At 51.4% G+C, this 22,699-nt stretch carries 23 protein-coding genes; 17 read left to right on the top strand and 6 right to left on the bottom strand.

The genetic code is table 11. The annotated features are described in order from the left end of the window. Positions 1–21 precede the first annotated feature (21 nt). From C0081_RS12745 to phnF, 3 genes are all read right to left on the bottom strand, one after another. The gene (locus tag C0081_RS12745) at positions 22–645 is read right to left on the bottom strand and encodes a LuxR C-terminal-related transcriptional regulator (RefSeq protein WP_101534203.1); all 624 of its coding nucleotides are present in this window, start codon (positions 643–645) and stop codon (positions 22–24) included. A 127-nt stretch (positions 646–772) separates the two neighbouring features. Further along, on the bottom strand, positions 773–1,111 hold the full coding sequence (locus C0081_RS12740; RefSeq protein WP_101534202.1) for a hypothetical protein: 339 nt from the start codon (positions 1,109–1,111) through the stop codon (positions 773–775). 42 nt (positions 1,112–1,153) lie between these two features. Continuing rightward, on the bottom strand, positions 1,154–1,915 hold the full coding sequence (phnF, locus tag C0081_RS12735; RefSeq protein WP_101534201.1) for a phosphonate metabolism transcriptional regulator PhnF: 762 nt from the start codon (positions 1,913–1,915) through the stop codon (positions 1,154–1,156). 294 nt (positions 1,916–2,209) lie between these two features. On the opposite strand from phnF, the gene phnG reads away from it, so the two are divergent. The 14 genes from phnG (at position 2,210) to phnN (ending at position 15,202) form a co-directional block, all read left to right on the top strand. Beyond that, entirely contained in the window at positions 2,210–2,755 is a 546-nt protein-coding gene (gene phnG, locus C0081_RS12730) for a phosphonate C-P lyase system protein PhnG (protein ID WP_101534200.1), read from the top strand. Further along, complete coding sequence (gene phnH, locus C0081_RS12725) at positions 2,755–3,435, top strand: phosphonate C-P lyase system protein PhnH (RefSeq protein ID WP_245417939.1); 681 nt, start codon at positions 2,755–2,757, stop codon at positions 3,433–3,435. The genes phnG and phnH overlap by 1 nt, the downstream gene beginning before the upstream one ends. Position 3,436: 1 nt before the next feature. Beyond that, positions 3,437–4,594, top strand: coding sequence for a carbon-phosphorus lyase complex subunit (locus C0081_RS12720; RefSeq protein ID WP_101534199.1), 1,158 nt, complete (start codon positions 3,437–3,439; stop codon positions 4,592–4,594). Between the two features lie 11 nt (positions 4,595–4,605). Beyond that, positions 4,606–5,529, top strand: coding sequence for an alpha-D-ribose 1-methylphosphonate 5-phosphate C-P-lyase PhnJ (locus tag C0081_RS12715; protein ID WP_101534379.1), 924 nt, complete (start codon positions 4,606–4,608; stop codon positions 5,527–5,529). Positions 5,530–5,612: 83 nt separating this feature from the next. After that, complete coding sequence (gene phnK / locus C0081_RS12710) at positions 5,613–6,395, top strand: phosphonate C-P lyase system protein PhnK (protein WP_101534378.1); 783 nt, start codon at positions 5,613–5,615, stop codon at positions 6,393–6,395. A gap of 14 nt (positions 6,396–6,409) precedes the next feature. After that, the gene (gene phnL, locus C0081_RS12705) at positions 6,410–7,171 is read left to right on the top strand and encodes a phosphonate C-P lyase system protein PhnL (RefSeq protein ID WP_101534198.1); all 762 of its coding nucleotides are present in this window, start codon (positions 6,410–6,412) and stop codon (positions 7,169–7,171) included. A gap of 14 nt (positions 7,172–7,185) precedes the next feature. Next, the gene (locus C0081_RS12700) at positions 7,186–7,842 is read left to right on the top strand and encodes a DapH/DapD/GlmU-related protein (RefSeq protein ID WP_101534197.1); all 657 of its coding nucleotides are present in this window, start codon (positions 7,186–7,188) and stop codon (positions 7,840–7,842) included. Between the two features lie 198 nt (positions 7,843–8,040). Further along, entirely contained in the window at positions 8,041–8,886 is an 846-nt protein-coding gene (gene phnC / locus C0081_RS12695) for a phosphonate ABC transporter ATP-binding protein (protein WP_101534196.1), read from the top strand. An 81-nt stretch (positions 8,887–8,967) separates the two neighbouring features. After that, positions 8,968–9,882 carry a phosphonate ABC transporter substrate-binding protein gene (gene phnD, locus C0081_RS12690; protein ID WP_101534195.1) on the top strand — a complete coding sequence of 305 codons (915 nt, stop codon included), beginning with the start codon at positions 8,968–8,970 and terminating at the stop codon, positions 9,880–9,882. Between the two features lie 147 nt (positions 9,883–10,029). Further along, positions 10,030–10,995, top strand: a complete 966-nt coding sequence (gene phnE / locus C0081_RS12685) for a phosphonate ABC transporter, permease protein PhnE (protein ID WP_101534194.1) — start codon at positions 10,030–10,032, stop codon at positions 10,993–10,995. 14 nt (positions 10,996–11,009) lie between these two features. Then, positions 11,010–12,587: a phosphonate ABC transporter, permease protein PhnE gene (phnE, locus tag C0081_RS12680; protein ID WP_101534193.1), complete on the top strand. Its 1,578-nt coding sequence runs from the start codon at positions 11,010–11,012 to the stop codon at positions 12,585–12,587. A gap of 53 nt (positions 12,588–12,640) precedes the next feature. Further along, entirely contained in the window at positions 12,641–13,330 is a 690-nt protein-coding gene (locus tag C0081_RS12675) for a DUF1045 domain-containing protein (protein WP_101534192.1), read from the top strand. A gap of 78 nt (positions 13,331–13,408) precedes the next feature. After that, on the top strand, positions 13,409–14,563 hold the full coding sequence (locus C0081_RS12670) for an alpha-D-ribose 1-methylphosphonate 5-triphosphate diphosphatase (RefSeq protein WP_101534377.1): 1,155 nt from the start codon (positions 13,409–13,411) through the stop codon (positions 14,561–14,563). Positions 14,564–14,593: 30 nt separating this feature from the next. Continuing rightward, positions 14,594–15,202 carry a phosphonate metabolism protein/1,5-bisphosphokinase (PRPP-forming) PhnN gene (phnN, locus tag C0081_RS12665; protein WP_101534191.1) on the top strand — a complete coding sequence of 203 codons (609 nt, stop codon included), beginning with the start codon at positions 14,594–14,596 and terminating at the stop codon, positions 15,200–15,202. A gap of 134 nt (positions 15,203–15,336) precedes the next feature. Here phnN and C0081_RS12660 read toward each other — a convergent pair whose 3' ends face one another. The 3 genes from C0081_RS12660 to C0081_RS12650 are packed head-to-tail and all read right to left on the bottom strand — an operon-like array spanning position 15,337 to position 18,172. Continuing rightward, on the bottom strand, positions 15,337–16,644 hold the full coding sequence (locus C0081_RS12660; protein ID WP_101534190.1) for a TRAP transporter large permease: 1,308 nt from the start codon (positions 16,642–16,644) through the stop codon (positions 15,337–15,339). Positions 16,645–16,660: 16 nt separating this feature from the next. After that, positions 16,661–17,167 carry a TRAP transporter small permease gene (locus C0081_RS12655; protein ID WP_101534189.1) on the bottom strand — a complete coding sequence of 169 codons (507 nt, stop codon included), beginning with the start codon at positions 17,165–17,167 and terminating at the stop codon, positions 16,661–16,663. Positions 17,168–17,179: 12 nt separating this feature from the next. Continuing rightward, positions 17,180–18,172, bottom strand: coding sequence for a sialic acid TRAP transporter substrate-binding protein SiaP (locus C0081_RS12650; protein WP_101534188.1), 993 nt, complete (start codon positions 18,170–18,172; stop codon positions 17,180–17,182). A gap of 198 nt (positions 18,173–18,370) precedes the next feature. Between C0081_RS12650 and C0081_RS12645 the strand changes: the two genes are divergently transcribed. Genes C0081_RS12645 through C0081_RS12635 form a run of 3 tightly spaced genes read left to right on the top strand, consistent with a single transcriptional unit; the run spans position 18,371 to position 22,671 of the window. Next, a complete protein-coding gene (locus C0081_RS12645; RefSeq protein ID WP_180966885.1) occupies positions 18,371–19,270 on the top strand; it encodes a dihydrodipicolinate synthase family protein in 900 nt (299 codons plus the stop codon). Positions 19,271–19,296: 26 nt separating this feature from the next. Continuing rightward, entirely contained in the window at positions 19,297–19,974 is a 678-nt protein-coding gene (locus C0081_RS12640) for a GntR family transcriptional regulator (protein ID WP_101534186.1), read from the top strand. Continuing rightward, positions 19,975–22,671, top strand: coding sequence for an alpha-L-rhamnosidase (locus C0081_RS12635; RefSeq protein ID WP_146006457.1), 2,697 nt, complete (start codon positions 19,975–19,977; stop codon positions 22,669–22,671). It begins immediately after the preceding gene. Positions 22,672–22,699: the final 28 nt, after the last annotated feature.

Genomic DNA, 22,699 nt, shown 5'->3' with positions numbered 1-22,699 from the left:
TTGCACGGCTGGTCACACACGTCAGGCCAAGCCATTACTGGCCGCAATGGCCGAAGCTGCAGCACGATTGGACACACCCAGATTTTTCATCAAGGCAGAAACGTGGCTGCGGACCGTGAAGGGAGATAGATCCAGCTTGCGGGCAATTTCCTTGTTCGATAGTCCGTGTCTGAGCAATTTTAATATTTCAATTTGCCTCGGAGTGAGGTCTTCAAGTTGTGGTTTATGCAGGAGAGCCTGATCTGGGGAAAGGGATGGTTCCCCCATGCGGACTTCAATTTGGCCCTGCATTACACTCTCGATTGCATCCAGCATTTGACCTGATGGTACAGACTTGGAAACAAATCCATTCAGTCCCAACCCCATGATGTGATCAATTTCGATCGGGTCATTCAGCATCGAGACCGCGATAATCGGACACAGGGCAAAGGTTTGACGCATGCGCTTGAGATCGTGCATGTAATCAAAACCGGGAAACAACAAATCCGATATGATGAGGTCCGGTGTTGGCGATCGTAAAATCTGCGCGTTCAGCGCATCTGCATCACCGGCTTCATCAACGGTCGCTTGAGGAAAAAGGCCCTCAAGCAACAGTTTCATGCCAGAACGGTAGAGCGGATGATCATCGGCCAAAATTATACGCATCTCATTTAGCCTCCTTTACCGTGGCCGCATCTTGCAGCCCGTCTTCATCCCGTCTCGGCAACAAGTGTCCAACGTGGCAAGGCATCTGTCCAGAGCTACATCTGTATATTCACGCGTAGCGATTTGATTAGTGGTCAGACTTTTGTGTGAAATGATGATCCAAACCCGTGTCATATTCCAGACCTTCGCGGGTCAGCAGAATGGGCGGTACTTCTTTTTGTGCAACAAGTCCCTTTCGAGCCAACGCCCCCCAAACACCTTGGTTGCCAAAGCCGGTGGCTTCAGCCGCATTCACCACATATTCGCCAACATGCAAATGGTCGCCATGGGCATGCGGCAGAGACGAGATGGTAATGGAGCCGTCTTTGTTCCAGGCGTCTTCTGGTTGTGAGCGCGCAATGATTTGTGTCAGCACCAGAGTACGCAATTGCAATTTGTTTAGTTTGAGTGGATTTACGCGTTTCATATTGAATCCTAAGTCGTGTGAAGAGGAAGGAGGAGGGCGCTGTTAGAACGACAATCCCTCCAGATCGATTTGTAGATTAACCCGATCGGCAGAAAATCGGGTTTTGGAATATTCAATGGGGCTACCGTTCATATCCGCGTTGATGGCATGGGTCACCAGAACGATCGCTCCGGGGGATAATCGCATGATCTCAATATCATCCAGCGTTGCGTGACAGGCATCTATGCGGGTTGACTGTCTGACATAATCATCCACGCCATATGCAGCAAAAGCTTTTGTCGCAGAATGCAGGGATTGAAAATAGGTCACAATATCGGGGAATCGCTCGGCGTCAAACCAAGAGCTCGTCCGGCTCAATGGCACATTGTCGGCACTGCCCACCGTATGCAAACTCAAAACCGGAGCGCCCTGGCTGATTTTCAGCGCATTGGCGATCTCGGCATTGGCTTGGGTTTTTTCATGCGTTAGCAGCTTTGAAATGGCTTGCTGCCCTTGCTCTGCGAGGCTGGCAGAAAAGCGTGTCCTTTTTGAAATCGGATAGGTCAGCCGCTTTTGTTGGTTGATAAAGGTTCCGCGTCCTTGTTCGGCCCGCAATATGCCCTCGCTGACCAAAGCTGAGATCGCAGACCGCACCGTATGCCGATTGACACCAAATTGCTCGGCCAGCTCTGTCTCGGGTGGCAACTTCCCTGCATCATCACCAAGACCGGACGAGATGCCCGCACGAATGGCATCGGCGATTTGGCGCCAAAGCGCGATGCCAGTCCGCCGTTCTATGCCCGCTTGCAAAGCGTCAGATGCCATCTGTGTCTCCTGCGTGCCTAACGTGGCTCGCCTTTGTCTATGATACAGCCAAATATCGGGGCTTGTCCCGTTATTGCAGCATTCTGCCCGGGGTGCAGCACATTTTTTGCTGTTTGTCACAATGCTGTCATTGCGTGCCAGTAGCTGTTCGATATGTGTGGTTGTCTATAAAACTATACAAATAAACAAACATGCGAATGGTTCACGCATTGGCCCCTTGAGTGTCATGCCGTTGATAAAAAAATCGCAGACAAATGAGCAAAGACTTGGAATCAAAATATTGGATTGCCCACCATGGATGAAAAACAGATCAATTTAAATGGAGCGGGCCATTCATCCCGTTCAGGTTCGACAGGTAGGTCCGGTGAGGGCGGTCCGTCCCTTGCGTCTTTGTCCGCCGAGCAACGCCAACGGCAAGAGCGCATGTCCGTTTTGGCCAACGCTCCTGTGCAGGAACTGTTGAATCTTTGGAAACAGCTGGGCATCGATCCCGGTTGCCAAATGTTGCGCGGCCCAGAAACGGGGCTGATTGCTCTGCGCGGCCGCATGGGCGGTGGTGGGGCTCCTTTCAATTTTGGCGAGGCAACGGTGACCCGTGCCACTGTCAAAATGGAAAATGGTGCAATTGGTCACGCTGTCATGTTGGGGCGTGATACCGGAAAGGCCAAACTCGCCGCCGTGATTGATGCCTTGGCGACAGATGAAAGCATGGCGAGCAAAATCAACGACAAAATCATGACCCCGCTCAGGACGCTGGCATCACAAAAAGATAGTGATCTGGCATCTAAGACCCAAGCCACCCGGGTCAATTTCTTCACCATGGTCAGAGGAGAAGATTGATGCAGCCGTCTTCAAAAACCCCCATGTTTTCTGAACCCAATTTTGAAGCCATGCAAGGTGGGCTTGGCAATCCGGTCATGCAAAGCCAAGCCATTTTTCGCGCCATTATGGACGCTATGGCCCGGCCGGGCACGATCATTCCCGTTCAAACCGACGCGCGGCCCCCTGCGTCGTTAATTCCGCTTTCGGGGGCCATCATTGCCACGTTGGCAGATGCCGATACACCCCTGTGGTTGGATCGGAAACTGGCAGATGATAAAACCCTTATCGAATGGCTGACGTTCCATGTGGGGGCACCGCTCGCGGTTGAGCCGTCGCAGGCTACATTTTCCGTGTTTTCTAGCGGGGCGGACCTGTTGCCTTTGGAAGTCTTTGCAAAGGGAAGTCAAGACTATCCCGATCGTTCTACGACCCTGATTATTCAGGTTGAGAAATTGAGCAATCAAAGACTGTGGTCTTTGTCCGGTCCCGGGATCAAGGACAGCAATGACTTTGCCGTCGAGCCAATCTCGCCGCTCTTTGCCTCGCAATGGGCTGATAACAACGATCTCTATCCGCGCGGAGTGGATGTCATTGTTGTTGCGCCCGACGCGATAGCCTGCCTGCCACGCACGACAAAGATCACGGTACTGGATCCCAAACCCCTTTCAAAGCCCGCATCAAAGCCAGAGGAGCGCTGATATGTATGTAGCCGTTAAGGGCGGAGAAGCCGCTATTGGCGCAGCCCACCAGCTTTTGGCAGACAAACGACGCGGTGACCGTGACGTGCCCGCTGTCACGTTGGATCAAATAGACCAGCAATTGTCACTGGCCGTCGATCGGGTGATGAGTGAAGGTGCCCTGTATGATCGCGAGCTGGCGTCTCTGGCCATTAAACAGTCGCGTGGTGATATGATCGAAGCGGTCTTTCTGACCCGCGCCTATCGTACAACCTTGCCACGCTTTGGCTATTCCCTGCCGGTTGATACCGCAGATATGCAGATGCAACGCCGCATCTCGGCCACTTTTAAGGACCTGCCCGGTGGCCAGCTGCTTGGACCTACGTTTGATTATACCCATCGCTTGCTTGATCCGTCCCTTGCTGGCGATGCCGAGGTGCCGACCGCAAAGAAAGTTGAACTGACTGAACAGGCCGAGCCTGAAGCGATGCCTCGCGTCTCTGATTTGATCGCAAGCGAAGGCTTGATGGAGCCTGACGGAATTAAGCCGGAAGGCGGAGCGGATGGACAGGATTGGCCTGAACCGGGCGATCTGACCCGTGAGCCTATCGAGTTTCCTATGAGTCGTGAAATGCGCTTGCAGGCGCTGTCTCGCGGTGACGAGGGCTTCTTGCTGTCGTTGGGATATTCCACCCAGCGTGGCTTTGGCCGCAATCATCCCTTTGCAGGTGAAATTCGCATCGGTGAGGTGGATGTGCATATGGATGTGCCTGAGCTTGGTTTTGCCGTGTCGCTAGGTCGCATTCAGGTCAGCGAATGCCAAATGGTCAACCAGTTCCAAGGCTCTAAAGTTGCGCCACCGCAGTTCACACGCGGTTATGGGTTGGTGTTTGGCCAGTCAGAGCGCAAATCCATGTCTATGGCTTTGTGCGACCGTGCCTTGCGGGCTGATGAGTTTGGCGAAGATGTGGTCGCGCCAGCGCAGGATGAAGAGTTCGTCATTTCTCATTCCGACAATGTGCAGGCAACCGGTTTTGTCGAGCATCTCAAGCTGCCGCACTATGTTGATTTTCAAGCAGAGCTGAAGCTGGTCCGCCAAATGCAGTCTGAGTTTTATGAAAATAATCCTGAAACAGACCGGCTTAAACCGGCTGGCGACAATCTGGAGGCTGCACAATGACCAGCTCTTTGATGAACGGGGCGACTGATATCGCCAACTACAATTTTGCCTATCTTGATGAGCAGACCAAACGCATGATCCGACGTGCAATCCTTAAGGGCATTGCTATCCCCGGATACCAGGTGCCTTTTGCCAGCCGTGAAATGCCCATGCCCTATGGATGGGGCACTGGAGGCGTTCAGGTGACAGCTTCCATCATCGGTCCGGATGACATTCTCAAGGTGATCGACCAAGGGGCCGACGACACCACCAACGCGGTTTCTATTCGTGCCTTCTTTGCAAAAATGGCCAGGGTAGAAACAACCACCCAGACGGCACAAGCCTCCATCATTCAAACCCGCCACCGCATTCCGGAAGAACCGCTCAAGCAAGGGCAGGTGATTGTCTTCCAAGTGCCAATCCCGGAGCCTTTGCGTTTTCTTGAACCCCGCGAAACAGAAACCCGCAAGATGCATGCGGTGGAAGACTATGGCCTTATGCATGTCAAACTCTATGAAGACATCGCACAAAAGGGGCACATAGCCACCAACTATGCCTATCCGGTGCGTGTGAAGGGCCGGTATGTCATGGACCCGTCGCCGACCCCCAAATTTGACAACCCCAAAATGCACAACAACGAAGCACTGCAATTGTATGGCGCTGGCCGTGAAATGCGCATCTATGCCATTCCGCCTCATACCGATGTGGTGAGCTTGGATTTCCAAGACTATCCGTTCGAAATCCAGACGTTTGAAGAGCCATGCGCTCTGTGCGGCGGAGCAGGTGTCTTCCTTGATGAAGTGATTCTTGATGATAAAGGCGGGCGCATGTTTGTCTGCTCTGACAGTGACTATTGCGAAGATCGTCGCGCTAACGGGCATCGCGGACCAATGGCTCCCGATACCCAGACCACGGACGACAGCAATCCGGCGACAGAAGGAACGGCCGTATGTTAAACCAATTCAGCAAAGACCATTCCTCGATTGGTCAAACCAACTCGGGCCACTTGCCAAAATCCTCACTTGTTGCACCGCGCCCGATGGATCTCAATGACGACCCCTTGCTGCAAGTGCGCTCGGTTTCCAAATATTACGGCCGCCGAGTTGGTTGTGAAGAGATCAATTTTGATCTGTGGCCCGGAGAAGTGCTGGCAATCGTCGGCGAGTCCGGCTCAGGTAAAACCACATTGCTCAATTGCATCTCTACCCGTCTGACACCAACGTCCGGCATGGTCAACTATCGTATGCGCGATGGCTCCATGCGAGAAGTCTTCCGTCTGGACGAGGCTGAAAAACGTTTTCTCATGCGCACCGATTGGGGATTTGTGCATCAGAACCCCGCCGACGGTCTGCGTATGGCGGTATCTGCAGGGGCTAATGTCGGCGAACGCCTGATGGCCATCGGCAATCGCCACTATGGGGACATCCGCCAGACAGCTTCCGACTGGCTGGAGCAGGTGGAAATCTCACCGGACCGTATAGACGATGAGCCACGTTCCTTCTCTGGTGGTATGCGACAACGTTTGCAAATCGCCCGTAACCTTGTCACCGGTCCCCGTCTCATTTTTATGGATGAGCCAACCGGTGGTCTGGATGTCTCGGTACAAGCGCGCTTGCTGGACCTGTTGCGTGGCCTTGTCGCAGAATTAGGACTGGCCGCAATAGTCGTTACCCATGACCTCGCCGTGGCCCGTCTGTTGTCGCATCGTATGGTGGTGATGAAAGAGGGGCGGGTGATCGAGACCGGTCTTACCGACCGTGTGCTTGATGATCCACAAGCGCCCTATACCCAACTTCTCATCTCTTCGATCCTTCAGGTTTAGGAAAGGTCAGTTTCATGTCCAACATTCAGTCAACACCCCTGATCGTATCCGATGTTTCAAAGAGCTTCGTCATGCATCTGCGCGGATCGGTGAATATACCCGTGGTCTCCAGAGTGAACTTTGTCCTCAATGCTGGCGAGTGCTCGGTGCTCGGTGGCCCTTCAGGGGTAGGCAAAAGCTCAATCCTGAAAATGATCTACGGCAATTACAAAACCGACCAAGGTCAGATCGTTGTTGCCCATCGTGGAAAAATGCTTGATCTGGTCACTGCTGACCCGCGCACCATCCTCGCGGTCCGCCGAGAAGCGATTGGATATGTCAGTCAGTTTCTGCGCGCCAGGCCCCGTGTGCCTGCGTTGGACGTTGCAGCAGAAGCTTTAGTAGAACAGGGGGAAGATGTAGCAGTTTCCCGGCAGAAAGCCGGCACAATGCTGGCAAGACTCAACTTGCCCGAAAAACTGTGGCAATTGCCTCCGGCCACCTTCTCTGGTGGAGAGCAACAAAGGGTCAATATCGCCCGTGGTTTCCTATCCGAACATCCGATCCTGTTGCTTGATGAACCCACGGCCTCACTCGACGCCGACAATCGCGCCATTGTCATCGATCTCATTCGCGAAAAAAAGTCTGAAGGGGTGGCCTTGCTGGGCATTTTCCATGATGGCGATGTGCGCGACGCCATCGCGGACAAGATCGTTGATGTCTCCCGTTTCGCAAAGAGTGCGGATAGCCAGCGAGAGAAAGACGGTGCCAAACTGTATCACTCGGATGTCGCATAAGATTGGGGGATACAATGAACACCACAGACGAAACACCTCAAACGACAAACCACAAATCCACGCGCTTGGGCCAGAATCCTCTCATCCATGCAAGTGCCAACGTGTCGCAGTCCCAGCTCGGGCGCTATGCCGAAGTATCTGAACGCACGAGCATTTCCGAAACTGCGATGGGTGATTATTCCTACGTTATGCGGGATTGTGATATCTGGCACGCTGAAATAGGCAAGTTCGCCAACATCGCCAATGCTGTGCGTATCAATGCTACAAACCACCCAATATGGCGCGCCACGCAGCATCATTTCACCTATCGTGCAGCGGATTATTTCGGCGACGCGGATATGGATGAGGACTTCTTTGTCTGGCGGCGGGACAACAAAGTTATCATCGGCCATGATGTCTGGATAGGTCACGGTGCGACCATTCTGCCCGGTGTGAATGTTGGAGATGGCGCGGTGATCGGAGCTGGTGCCGTCGTCTCGCGCAATGTGCCTGCTTACGCCATCGTCGGTGGCGTTCCGGCGCGGCTCATTCGACAGCGATTTCCTGATGCTATTGCAGATCGGTTGGTGAAATTGGCTTGGTGGGACTGGTCCCATGATGCTTTGAGAGGGGCACTTGAGGACTTTCGATCACTCTCTATCGAAGACTTTCTGGAGCGTTATGAGCCGTAGACAAAATCGCTAAAAACAGGGTTTGGCGCCGTCTCTTGCAAAAGGGACGGCGTTTTTCGTTATCCGCAGCTAAGTCCGATTTGTCACACAACTGCAATATTGCAGACATTTGGCCTTCACATAGGATGCGTATCTCTTCTGCGAACAGTTGAACCGCAAAGCGAACATGGTTCCAATGAAATTTGCAGGAGATGATACATGCTGGAACTGACGAATGTGACGCGCCAATTTGGTCCCAATACAGCTGTGGATTCTGTTAATATCTCCATTCCACAAGGACAAATGGTCGGTGTTATCGGACGTTCCGGCGCTGGTAAATCAACGCTTCTTCGCATGATCAATCGCCTTATTGATCCATCCGAAGGAGCCATTGTTTCCGGCGGTACACAAGTCTCCAAAATTAGCGGACGTGCGTTGCGTGATTGGCAGCGTGATTGTGCCATGATCTTTCAGCAGTTCAATCTGGTGCCGCGTCTTGATGTGCTGACCAATGTGTTGTTGGGTCGTTTGAATCATCGTAACACGGTTCTCAATCTGCTCAACGTCTTCTCGCGTGAAGAACGGGCACAAGCCTTGATGGCTTTGGAGCGCTTGGGCATCGCCCAGACTGCGCTCCAGCGTGCAGGCACTTTGTCCGGCGGTCAGCAACAGCGGGTGGCCATTGCACGTGCCTTGTTGCAGAGCCCGAAAATCATTTTGGCTGATGAGCCCATCGCATCACTTGATCCGCTCAATGCGCAGATTGTGATGGACAGCCTGAAAGACATCAACGAACGCGACGGCATCACCGTGGTGACCAACTTGCATACGCTTGATACCGCACGCGCTTATTGTGAGCGCATCATTGGCATGTATCAGGGGCGTGTCGTGTTCGATGGCCCAGCGTCGCAGCTGACCAATGATGCCGTGAAAATGATTTATGGCTCTGCGGAAGGCGTCGAGATTTCCGAAGCCATCACGTCAACTTCTATCAAAGAATCTTATGATCATGCGGCGGTTTCAGTGATGTCGCACGCCCCTTCCGAGATCGCTTTGCCTGCGTAAAGGGCCAAACCCAAGTCGATAAACAAACCATCACACAGGGATGACACCGGCAAAGGCCGGTTGAAACCAGGAGACATGAACATGTTTAAAAAAGCAATTCTTGCCGCCGTTTCCGTAGCTGCATTGGCAGCCGGTGCTACTGCTCCAGCTTTTGCTGCTGATAAAGAATTCCGGATCGGTATTCTGGGTGGCGAAAACGAAGCGGATCGTCTGCGCAACTTCCAGTGTCTTGTTGATGCGCTTCCTGCCGCTATCGGCGTTGACAAAGTGTCTCTTTTCCCAGCTGCTGACTATGACGGCGTGGTTCAAGGGCTTCTGGGTGGCACGCTTGACTATGCCGAACTAGGCGCGTCCGGTTACGCAAAAGTGTTTCTGAAGGATCCTAAGGCCGTTGAGCCGATCCTGACCACCATCCAGACCGATGGGTCTACGGGCTATTACTCTGTCATGGTGGCTCGTAAAGACTCTGGCATGACAAAACTGGAAGACATGAAAGGCAAGAAACTTGGCTTTGCCGATCCTGACTCCACCTCGGGTTTCCTTGTCCCAAGTGTTACTTTGCCTGCTGCCATTGGTAGTGAAATCAAAGAATATTTCTCTGAAACCGGCTTCGGCGGCGGTCATGAGAACCTGGTTCTTGAAGTTGTTAAAGGCAACTTCGATGCAGGCACGACATGGTCTTCAGGCGTTGGCAAATTCGAAGATGGCTACACATCCGGGAACCTGAAAAAGATGGTCGACAAAGGCATCTTGGACATGGGTGATCTGGTTCAGTTATGGCAGTCCCCATTGATCCCTAATGGCCCAATCGTCGTGCGTTCCACAATGGATGCAGACACAAAAGCCAAATTCAAAGACTTCATGCTCAAGCTTCCTGAAACTGATGCAGCGTGTTTCTCCGCGATTCAGGGTGGTGATTATAAAGGCTTTACCGAGGTCAATGAAGATTTTTACACAGCCATTGTAGCTGCTCGTAAAGCAAAAATTGGCGGATAATTTTTATCGACAGCACGATGCTGGTGAAAATTAATTGGAAATGAAACAGACAGTCCGGGTTGTCGCTCGGGCTGTTCTTTGCTGCAAAATTTCGGCGAGCTCCATCTTGCTAAACCAAACTGTCAAGGCAACGTTATAGGTAGACAAATGACGCAAAAATCCCCTGTTGTCCTGTCGGACGAATGTGCTGCGACAGAGCGCCACTGGCAGGAGCTCAACCGCAAGCGGCGCACCTATAGTTTGATTTCAATCGGGTTGTTGTTGGTTGCTCTTTTCTCTTCGCTATGGTTTGCCAACGAAACAAATGCCGGTAAGTTTTTTGATCGGTTGCCCTACTTTTTTGACTTCTTCATCGATCTGGCTCCGCGGGACGCTATGGAAGTCTGGCGCGCGCTTTTTGATCTAGAAACTCCATATGCCGATGGCAGCCTCAAGTATAATTATCCTGAAGGTCGTGTCTTTTTGATCGACAGTTTCTACATGCCGGAATATGTCTACAAGATGCTGGAGACGATCAATATTGCCATCGTTGCCACCTTGTTCGGATTTTTCTTCGGTTTCATTTTCTGCTTCTTGGCCGCATCCAACCTGACAACACGCAAGTGGTTGCGGTTTTTGGTGCGCCGCATTCTCGAGATCCTGCGTGCCTTCCCTGAAATCGTGATTGCAGGTTTCTTTGTTGCAGTCCTTTCGCTGGGCGCCATTCCTGCCATGATCGCCGTTTCCATCCATACCATCGGCTCTTTGGGCAAGATGTTTTTTGAAGTGGTCGAAAATGCCGATATGAAGGCGGATGAAGGCCTAAGGGCTGTTGGCGGCAGCTGGGTGGAACGTGTCTGGTTCGGTATCGTTCCGCAAGTGTTACCAAACTTTCTCTCCTACACGTTGTTGCGTTTGGAGATCAACGTGCGTGCCTCCACCATCATTGGTGCTGTTGGCGGCGGTGGTGTCGGAGAGGCGCTTCGCCTTTCAATCTCTCGTGGTCATGAAGCCAAGACGCTGGCGATTGTCATATTGCTTTTTATCACGATCATCGCCATTGACCAATTTTCGGCGTGGCTTCGCAAGAAGCTTGTTGGCAACCAAGCCTTCGCCTTCGGCGCAAGTGTGTAAAGGGAGACTAGACTATGACTGCCCATGCCATCAACGCACTGTCCGCGGCCGATCTGGACGCTGTCATCAACCGCCACCCGGAGGTCTTCAAGCCAAACTGGTTCAAGCAACTGCGTGGTTGGATCGTTTCAGCTGCCATCATAATCTATCTCCTTTTTGCCTGGAGCTTTTTCCATGTTGGACAGGTCCTGAACAATGGCAACTGGGATATCGCAGGAGCCTATTTGGCTGATTGGGTTTCCTATGAAGTGCGCCCCGACATCGAATATGATGACGGGTTTGTAAGGGTCGAGTTTCCGCGCTTCTCCCCATTAGGAAGCGATCCTCAACCGCTTTGGATATCTAAGACTACAGAAATAGTCGACATCCAGACCCAAGTCGTGGCCACTCCGCAAACAATTGCCACGCCTCAGGCGGCTTTTAGTTTTATGGCGCCTGATGCTGGCACCGCTAAAAACCCCTCCGAACCTTCCAAGGGGGCGGCAATTGACTTTATGGCACCGGGGGCCGCGACCGCAGGCAATCCCGTTGCTACGGTTGATGCAAAGGCTGAGCAAGCACAATTTGAACGACGTGAAGTCACCACCAAAGCGCAAGTCTCTTTGGGGGGAGGCCAAATTCTCGTCGAGCCAAAAATGGTGACCCTCACTCGTGGCCAAGATGTATTGATCATTGACATCATTAAGGACCAGAGCGTTCGCGCGCGCGGAGGCTTGCCTCAATGGGCCAATCAAAAATATGCCGACGGAAAAATCGTAGCCTCCTTTGGTGTCGATGGCCGTGTCGAAGTGGAGAGTGATGAAGTCAAGATTCGCCGCCGGTTCTTTGGCTGGGAGAATTTCCTGTTCGACACCAACTCGCCCTTCTGGAACAAGAGTTTTGGTGAGGTCATGAGTATGATTGCATCCGGTGATCGCATAAAACCAACCATGTCAAACGCAGTATTGGCCTTTGACAATATCGTCAACAATGCCGAATGGCAGCACGGCGATGTTTGGATTAAAATGCTGCAAACCATTGTTATGGCCTTTGTAGGTACGCTTTTTGCTACGATCCTTGCTTTTCCGATGGCGTTTTTTGCAGCGCGGAATATCACGCAAAGCAGTATCGTAAACCAGATTTTCAAGCGGTTTTTTGATTTTCTAAGGTCCGTTGATATGTTGATTTGGGCGCTGTTTTTCACCCGCGCTTTCGGACCAGGTCCATTGGCTGGCATGTCCGCTATCTTCTTTACTGATACGGGAACACTCGGCAAAACCTATTCCGAAGCGTTGGAAAATATCGACGACAAACAGCGCGAAGGGATCAAGTCTCTGGGAGCAAACCCTTTGCTCGTACAACGATTTGGCGTGTTGCCCCAAGTGCTTCCGGTCTTTCTGTCCCAGTCTCTATATTTTTGGGAATCCAATACCCGTTCTGCCACCATCATCGGGGCTGTGGGGGCGGGGGGCATTGGTCTCAAATTGTGGGAAGCCATGCGCACCAATCAGGATTGGGAAAATGTATTCTACATGGTCATCCTGGTTCTTATTGTTGTCTATGTTTTTGATAGTATCTCAGGAAAACTGCGTGCGATGCTGACCAAGAGTTAAAAGCCGCAAATAGCTGGCGGGGGACTGCCAGCATCATAGGAAGGAAATAAGCCTTGCCGCGTTACGCAATCTTTTACAGTCCCCGCCTTGGGTCTCCGCTCAACCAAGCTGCCAACCTGTGGCTGGGGCGTGATGTTATTACAGGTGCGATGATTGAACGCCCGTCCCCGATTGACGGGATGAAGCAATCACAGTTTGACGACATGGTGTCGTCTGCGCGTCGGTATGGGTTCCATGGGACGCTCAAAGCGCCGTTTGAACTAGCAGAGGGCCACAGCATCAACGAGCTGGAAGATGCGCTTGCTGCCTATTGCACCCATCTAACGCCTTTTACGATGTCCCAATTCAAAATTGGGCAACTCGGGCGCTTTTTTGCGTTGCTGCCAAGCGCTCCTTCACAAGAACTCAATGACTTGGCGTCTGCCTTGGTGCGGGATTTTGACGCGTTCCGTGCGCCATTAAACCAAGCAGATATAGCGCGGCGAAATCCTGACAAGCTTTCCGCCAGTCAACGCGATAATCTGCTCAACTGGGGCTATCCGCATATTTTTGAAAATTTCAGGTTCCACATGACCTTAACCGATCCTGTGCCGCAGGATTTGACCCATACATTTAAAACTGCACTCAACACGCACTTTTCATCTTGTTTGAACCAGGCACCAAGTTTTTCTGCCTTGTCTCTCTTCATAGAGCCCGAACGCGGCGCGCCTTTTTTGGTGAAACGCCAGTTTCCGATTGGCTGACACGAAGCCTAGACAAGACCGCAATAGACGATACGTACGATGAGGGGCAGAGTGCCCGCACACAGGAATATGTCCGATATGAAACGCGAATTGATTTTAAAGAATGCCGTGATCGTCAAGCAAGACGAAGTTCTACATGGGCACATTCATATCCGTGATGGCCTGATCGCCGATATAGCCGAGGGTGAGTTGCCCGATGCACTGGAAAGTGTTGCTTACGATCTGGAAGGTGACTTCTTGCTTCCTGGATTTGTAGAGCTACACACCGATCATGTTGAAGGCCATTATGCCCCACGACCCAAGGTGCGTTGGCACCCTATGGCAGCAGTTTTGGCCCATGACGCGCAGATCGCTTCTTCCGGCATCACGACGGTATTTGACGCCCTGCGTGTTGGGCTGGATAGTGATGCAGATTTGACCTACACAGATATGAAAGCCCTTGCCGATGCCTTTCATCGTGGCGTCGACGAGGAAACCTTGCGTGCGGAGCACTTTATTCATTTGCGTTGTGAAGTGTCGGCGGATGACTGTATCTCTGCTTTCCATGAGTTCGACAATTATCCGCTGGTCAAACTGATTTCGGTTATGGACCACGCGCCGGGACAACGCCAGTTTGCTGACATCAATCAATATGCCGTTTATTACAAAGGCAAATTGAAAATGACGGACACTGAGTTTGACGAATTCTGTGAACGCCGCATGGAGGCATCGTCCCGCAATTCAGATCGCCACCGCAAGATGATTGCTGATCTTTGTAAGCAGCGCGGCCTGATCCTTGCGTCCCACGATGATGCCACGATAGAGCATGTAGAAGAAGCCATCAGTCAGGATATTCATGTGGCCGAATTTCCAACCACGATGGCTGCCGCAAAGGCCTCACACAATGCGGGATTGTCCGTGCTAATGGGCGCGCCAAATGTTGTGCGCGGAGGCTCTCATTCGGGTAACATCGCGGCTGGTGATCTGGTGGATGAGGGTGTTTTGGACATTCTATCCTCGGACTATATTCCCATGTCACTGGTACAAGCGGCTTTTTCGTTGGCAGACAGTGATCGGGACATTACGCTACCGCAGGCGGTTTGCATGATATCCGACAATCCCGCCCGTGCCACCGGACTTGATGATCGCGGTTCGATTGAAATTGGCAAACGCGCCGATCTGGTTCATGTCCGCAAGTCGCGCAGCACTCCGATCATTCGTCAAGTCTGGCGTCAAGGGAACCGCATTGTTTAGTCTCTCAACACAAGGGGCTAGGAGAGCACAATGAACGATAATAATAGCAATGACCCTGCATCGGATGGCTATGGCACGCTTGTTCTTTTGGTAGGGCCCAGCGGTTCTGGCAAGGACAGTGTTCTGGACTGGGCGCGGCTGCGATTGGCCGACGACAAACGCATTCTATTTGTCCGCCGCTGCATCACCCGTGACAATGCTGATTCCAGTGAAGATCACGATAGCATGACCATTCCCGAGTTTCAAAAAGCAGAAATGCAGGGTGATTTTATTCTATCATGGAATGCACATGGACTTTATTATGGCTTGCCTGTCACCTTGTTGGAACATCTCAAAACAGGGGGCGTGGCAATTGCCAACGGATCACGCAAAACGCTTCCTTTGTTGCGTGAGCAATTCCCCCATTTTGAAGTCATCAACCTGACGGTCGAACCCGAAATTCTTGCCGCTCGGTTGGCCAAACGTGGCCGAGAAAGCGCCGAAGAAATCAAGCAGCGTCTTGCTCGAACCCAGACATTGCAAGGGGAAGATTTGTTTGACGTCAAGACACATCACATCGACAATTCGAGCGACTTGGCGCTGGCGGGGCAGGCCTTTGTCGATCTGGTGCTGAGCTGGGCCGATAAAGCCACACGATAGGTTTTCGTCCCCGTAAGGCCTGTCTGCCTGACACTCCTTGATACTTCATTGAAGCAATGAAAAACCGATGAGACTGTGCATCTCATCGGTTTCATACTGTGTGACACAATGTTGAAATTCAGGCCCTTGTCTATCTATTGCAGCATGCCCGCATAGCGCGGTAGCCACAATACCAAGTCTGGGATGAAGGTCAGCATCAATAGCAAAATGATCAATAGGCCTAGGAACAGCCAGGTTTCCCTGATCATCTCACCCAATGGAATGCCGTTCAACGCTTTGATGATGAAAAGCAAAATGCCATAAGGCGGGGTGATAAGACCAATCATCATGTTGAAGACCAACACAATCCCCAAATGGTGCAGATCAATACCCAACCCCAATGCCGTCGGAATGAACAACGGTGTGACAACCAGCATAATGGTCGACACATCGAGGATGCAGCCCATAAGCAGGAACAGCAGGTTCAGCAGCAAAAGAAATTCAACCCGATTCAAATTCATTGAATCAAAGAATGCGAAAACCGTTTGGGGAACTTGCTCTACCGTCACAACATAATTGAAGATATAAGCGCCGCACAGAACGATGGTGACGACAGACGTCGTTCGTACTGTATCGATCACGACACCCCAGAATTTCTTCAAGCCCATCACTCGATAGGCGAAAGTCGCCAATAACAGGGCGTAGAAGGCCGCGACGGCTGCTGCCTCAGTCGGAGTAAAAGCACCAGAATAGATACCGCCCAACAGGATGACCGGCATTAAGAGTGCGGGAATGGCGCGTAACAGAATCAATGGGAAAGCGCGTAGAGGAATGGCCTCTTCAATAGGAAAACCGCGAATCTTGGCCATGAAATAGACGGTAATACCAAGCGTGGTACAAACCATAATCGCAGGAATGACCCCACCCAAGAACAACACGCCAACGGATGTGGACGATATCAGCGCATAAAACACAACCGGGATGGATGGCGGAAAAATCGGTCCCACAACAGCAGAAACTGCCGTTATGGCCCCTGCAAAGCCGCGTGGATAGCGGTTCTCCTTGATCATCATTTCTGTGATGATTTTGCCAACACCGGCCACATCGGAGATGGCTGAGCCACTCATACCCGAAAAAATGAGCGATGTCATGATATTCACTTGCGCAAGCCCCCCTGGCACCCGCCCGACAAGGGCCAATGCGAAGGTGAGTATTCGATCGGATACGCTACCGGCATTCATGATATTTGCTGAAAAAATGAACAACGGCACCGCAAGTGCAACGAAGTTACCGAACACACCGTTCAATACATTTTCTGCGGCAAGACCAATATCTTGACCCGAGATGAAGAGGTAAAAGATACTTGATACAATCATCGCGATCCCCAACGGGAGACCAGTGATGGTAATGCCAATCATAATGACCAGCATAATGATTAGAGCATAATCGGAAAGGACGTCCATGTGAGCTCACACCTGATTAAATGTTGTCTTGCCAGTCTTTGCCCAGCAGTTTCCAAACGCGATGGACTGCCTGAATGATGAAGCCGCACAGAAAAAGAAAATAACAGCCATAAATCCAGTGCATTGGCAGGCGCAACACGGCGCTTTTCTTTCTCATCAGAAATTCAAGATAATCCAAGGTGTGAGGAACCAGCATGCAAAAGGCTATGATCAGCACAACCATCGAAATGATACTGAAAATCCGGCGTTTTTTAACCGAGACCATTTCATAGACCACGTCAAAAGAGACATGCTCCCTAATGGGCGTGATAAAAGCTGCGGCCCAGAAAACAGCCCAGATAAAGGCAATCATCGTCACTTCTTCTGTCCAAAGAAGTGGCAGGTTAAGCACATATCGATAGAAAATTTGGACGATAAATCCGCAAAAAGCTGTCAGGAACAGAAGCACACCGATCGTATTGGCCGCCTTCTTGAGAAGGCGACCAAAAGCAACCAGCGTTTCCTGTGAAAGGAAGCCGGTCATGTTTAGAGTTCCTTATTCGGCCATCGCGTTGATTTGTTCGATCCAACCTTTAGGCCATTCTTTGGAACGATCAGAGTTAACATAATAATCCTGAACATGCTTGCGGAATGCATCGACGTCTGGAGTGGTAACCGTCAGTCCTTTTTCCTTGAAGAAGTCAACAAGACGCGCTTCTTCCTTGTAGCGGCCTTCATTGTTGTAATCACAGGATTCTTGAGCCGCAGCGGTCATTGCTGCTTTCTCGTCGTCTGTCAGCTTATCCCACGTCTGGTTGTTTACGGTTACATTGACTCCGTCAACAAGGTGGTTGGTCAAAGTGATCTGCTTGGTAACTTCGTAAAACTTAGCAGCGTCAACCGTAGGAAGCGGATTGTCCTGAGCGTCGATGGTGCCGGTTTGAAGGCCCAAATACACTTCACCAAATGGCAACGGAGTTGGGTTTGCACCCAATGCTTTACCAAGGAACAACCAAGCATCTGACCCAGGCATGCGCAGTTTAACACCGGCCATATCTGCAGGGGTCTGGATGTCTTTTACGCTGCGCAAGTTGAGCTGGCGGGTGCCCAGATAGCAAGTATCGAGCAACTGCACACCCATTTCATCTGAAACGTCAGCTTTGAATTTCTGGCCGAGATCAGATGCAAGGAAGGTGCGATAGTGCTTGGCATCCTGAAACAGGTAACCAGCGGTCAACAGGCTGTATTGTGGAAGGCTGTCAGCGATCAACTGGAATGAAAGATAGATCATTTCAGCATTGCCGCGCTGTAGGGCGTCCAAATCTTTACCCTGCGCAAACAAAGCACTGGAATCATAAATTTGAGTGTCAAAGCGGCCAGGCATTTTCGCTTCTAGCGCATCTTTGAACACATGCATTGCTTTGGTATGAAGATCGGTTGGAACCGATGCTGTGCTGTATTTCAGAGTAATTTTATCCTGAGCAACAGCAGGGGCAACCAAGAAAGAACAGCAAAGAAGAGCTGCAGCAGCAAAGCGATATGACGTCATAGTCGTCCTCCCATAGAATTTACAATTTTCACACCGACCCTCCTGGTCAATGTGAATTTGGAATGGTTTTACGAATTCCACCTTAGATCAGATATGTCTTATCTGCTAGTTGAAGGTAACACTTATTGTATCAGATATCAAATGAGGTATACTGACCCGAAAAGGTTGCGGGGCTGGTCCCACAGAAGGTTGTCCAAAATGTTGAAAACTACTGATTTAAAAGGCGTCGTTGGGGCTGCTATTACCCCTCTCACAGAATCGTTTGAAATTGATGTGTCGCAGCTCAAGGCGCATTGTGACAGCCTTATAACGGACGGTTGTGCCTTCACGTCTGTTTTTGGCACCACGGGTGAAGGCCCTTCTTTCTCCGTTCGGCAGAAACTGGCAGCTTTGCAGCAATTGTCTGATTTGGGGATGGACATGTCTCGCCAGATCGCCGGTGTGATGACATCTTCTGTTGATGATGCCGCTGCAATGTATTCTGATTTGGCCCGTTTGAAGTGCCGCGCCGCGCTTATCATTCCTCCCTATTTTTATCGGGATGCAGGAATTGACGGGGTTGCGAGCTATTATGAAACGCTTGTGGAAAAAGCAGGAAATCCCGATCTGGAAATCGTTCTGTATAATTTTCCACACTTCAGTGGCATCACTTTTACCGTTGAACAGGTGCAGGCCGTTCTTGATCGCCTTGGAAAGCGCATTGTTGGTATAAAGGATTCTTCTGGAGATCTTGAGTCGGGTCTTGAACTCATCAAGGCCTTCCCGCAATTGTCCGTCTTTACCGGTAATGATACGATCCTTAGGAAAATGGTAGATAATGGCGGAGCCGGAATGATCGGTGGTATGACCAATCCGTTCTCAAAGGATTGTGTCACGCTTTATCAAGGTGGCGTTTCGGAAGGGTTTGAAAAGCGGGCCGCGATGCGCATTGATGCCGTTGATAGCAATGGAGGGTTGACCGTGCTCAAGGCGCTGTTGGCCAAACGCTACAACAACGAAGCGTTCGGTCGCGTTGTACCTCCCTTGAAAAAACTGCCAGCTGAGAAAATGGCGGCAATAGAGATCGCACTTCAAAAGGCAGAAGAGGCCGCGTGCTAAAATAATTGAACTGGGAGGTTCTGAATATGGCAGGGGACGGGTCCACAAAACACACAGACGCTTCGCAAAGTGTCCGGCAGTTGGGTTATGAGCTGTTTCAGAATGCTTTGTTTGAAGGAAGGCTGAAATCCGGTCAGCTGGTCAGCCAGCGTGATCTGGTACAGTTGATGAACTTATCTATCGGAGCCCTGCGCGAATTGTTGCCGCGTTTGGAATCCGAGGGGTTGATCACGGTGGTTCCTCAACGCGGCATCCAGATTACGGCGATAGACTTGCCGATGATCCGGGATGCGTTTCAGATGCGTGCTGCTTTGGAGCGTGAAGCGGTTATGACCGCAGTGCGTATTCTGCCTGCCAATATCATCGGAGAGCAACGAAAGCTGCATGACGATTTCGTCGCAGCGGCCAGTGCAAACCCGACGGATGAAGTCCTCAAACGGGGGCAGGAAATAGACAATGAATTTCATAATTTGTTGGTCCAATGCACGGGCAATGAAATTCTGCTCCATGCCTATAATATCAATGTCATTCGCATTCGACTCATTCGAAAAGACCGTATTAACCTGACAGAAAATTTGTGGCCTCAGACTTTCCGTGATCATGTCGCCATCATTGATGCGTTAGCAAAACGCGACACCGCCGCTGCCGTTGATGCCATGGATCAACATATCTCAAACGCGCGCAAAAGGGCGACGGAGTTTTAAGTGTGCGTTTCAGTTCAGGCTGCAGCTTCTCATGTCTCCGCCGTTCGATTGCGCTGTGAAAAGCTTGCAGAGCCCTGCGGCTTAAATAGCTCGTATCCAATGTTTGGTTGGGCACTAGAGGCCAATCAGTCACCCGAAGATTCCCATTTCCAAACCGCTTGGCGGATTGTGGCCGGGACAAGCCGCGATGATGTCCTCCAGGGCTTGGGTGCCCTTTGGGACAGTGGGAAAACAATTGGCCCACAAACCAACATGGTGCGTTGGGGTGGAGACGCCTTGCCCTCGGACATGATCATGTGGTGGAGCGTTCAGGTATGGGACGAAACCGATACGCCTTCCTGTCTTGCCGAACCAGCAAGGGTCTTTACCGGCTTGAAGGCTTCTGATTGGCAGGCCTCTTGGATCGGGCGCTATTTTGTGTTGCCTGCTGGTCGCGATGTCCCCCAAGACGCACTTTATGACAACCGTTTTCAGGCGCGCCCTGCTGACTATCTGCGCAAAGAGCACGCATTGGTGGCTAAGCCTATCCGCGCTACCGCCTATGTTTCGGCGTTGGGCCTATATGAGCTGTATATCAACGGCATGCGCATCGGCGAAAATGTTATGGCGCCGGGCTGGACCGACTATCACCAGCGCGCCGAATATCATGCCCTGGATGTAACCGAAGCCTTCTTTGAAGGGGACAATTGCATCGGTGCCATCATTGGAGAAGGTTGGTATTCGGGCCGCATCGGTCACAATCAGCGCCGTGCCGGCAACCATTATGGTGGCCGTCCGGCATTGTTGTGCCAGGTCCATATTGAGTTTGCTGACGGTCGGGTCGAATGCATCGTCTCGGATGAGACATGGTCAACACGACAAGGACCTATCTGTTATTCTGATTTCCTTGCTGGAGAAATGTTTGACGCCCGTCTGGAACTGGAAGGTTGGTGTGCCCCCGACTGTGATCTTTCCCATTGGCAACCAGTCGAACAGATTGACCCCGAACCGCGCCTGCCGCAACTGGATGCGGCGCGTTGTGAACCGACACGAGAAGTCGCAAGGCTTGCTCCATGCTCGATAACGGCTCTCTCTGATAGTGTAAGCATTTATGACTTTGGTCAAAATCTGGCTGGCTATGTTGAACTGGAGGTCGAGGCCCGAGAGGGAACCGAGTTTCGGTTGCGCCATGGCGAGCGGCTTGATAACGCAGGCCAGCTCTACACTGAAAACTTACGGTATGCGGTGTCTGAAGACATATTCATCGCAGCTGGCCGCGGAGGTGAGACCTTCAAACCCCGTTTTACATTTCATGGGTTTCAATATGTCGAGCTGACCATCATCGGGCCGGTTACCTCGCCACCAAAACTTACATCCATCGCTATCCAGACAGATACCCCGCAAACTGGCCAGATTAAAACCGGCAACACAATGCTCAACCAGTTGCTATCCAATATTTTTTGGAGTCAGCGCAGTAATTTTATCTCAGTGCCAACTGATTGCCCCCAGCGCGATGAGCGATATGGGTGGACGGCGGATGCGCAGGTCTTTTGGCGCACGGCCGGATATTTCATGGATACGTCTGCCTTTTTGACAAAATGGATGGAGGACATGATTGATGGGCAGTCGCCTGAGGGTGCTTTCCCTGATGTCGCACCGACAAAACCGCTCAATCCCTATCGCCTGACTCCCCAACCCGGAGCGCCTGCATGGGGCGATGCACCCATCATTATGGGATGGCAGCATTATCTGCGGTATGGCGACCATGCTTTGCTAGAACGTTGTTGGCAGCCCTTCAAGGCTTGGATGACTTATGTCGAGGCTGAAAATCCTGACGGCATCCGCCGCAATCAGTTGAACAACAATTATGGTGACTGGTTGACGATTGGGCCAGAAACAAATCGTGAGTTGATCAATACAGCATATTGGATCTATCTCGCCGATCTCATGGCCAAGATCGCACGGGTGTTAGATCGGGATGCCGAGCCTTGGCTCACCCGCGCCACTCGGATGCGAGCCGCTTTTGCAGGCGCGTTTATTGAGAAAAATGGACACCTGAAAAGCGATACTCAAACCGCCTATTTACTGGCCTTGGATTTTGATGTGTTGCCTTCCAAGCATCGTTCGCAGGCTGTAAGTCGCCTTATCGAATTGATCAACGAGGCGGACGGTCATTTGCAAACGGGTTTTCTTGGAGTTCGGCACTTGTGTCCGGTTCTAAGCGACAACGGTGCTGAAAAACTGGCGGTGGATTTGTTGCTCAAAGAGACCTACCCAAGCTGGGGCTTTTCTATTCGGCACGGCGCGACCTCTATCTGGGAGCGCTGGGATGGTTGGACCCAAGACAAAGGCTTTCAGAGCAAGGCCATGAATTCCTTCAACCACTATGCCTATGGTGCGGTAGGGGAATGGATTTGGTCCCGCTTGGCGGGTATCGATTGGTATGAGGAAAAACCGGGATATCAACGGGTTCAAATGCGCCCTATATTCGACCCACGCATTGGACGGGTCGAAGCCGCTTATGAGGCCCAAAGCGGATGCATAAAAAGCAGTTGGCGATATGAAGATGAAGTGATTTACTGGACTATAACGCTGCCCCCCGGCGTTGATGCACAGGTATTATTGCCTGTCGGTATGATGACTGAGCAAGGCGCGCAATTTGCTCTGGCCCCCGGCCATCACACTCTCAAAGTTACAGCGACAAAGACGATGAATTGAACAGATACGGTTCAAGGATCACATTTGA

Origin of the sequence: Cohaesibacter celericrescens (assembly GCF_002866925.1) — a bacterium.
Lineage (GTDB): Bacteria > Pseudomonadota > Alphaproteobacteria > Rhizobiales > Cohaesibacteraceae > Cohaesibacter > Cohaesibacter celericrescens.
Note: the sequence above shows the minus strand (reverse complement) of the source record. Positions and strands in the feature narration are given on the sequence as shown.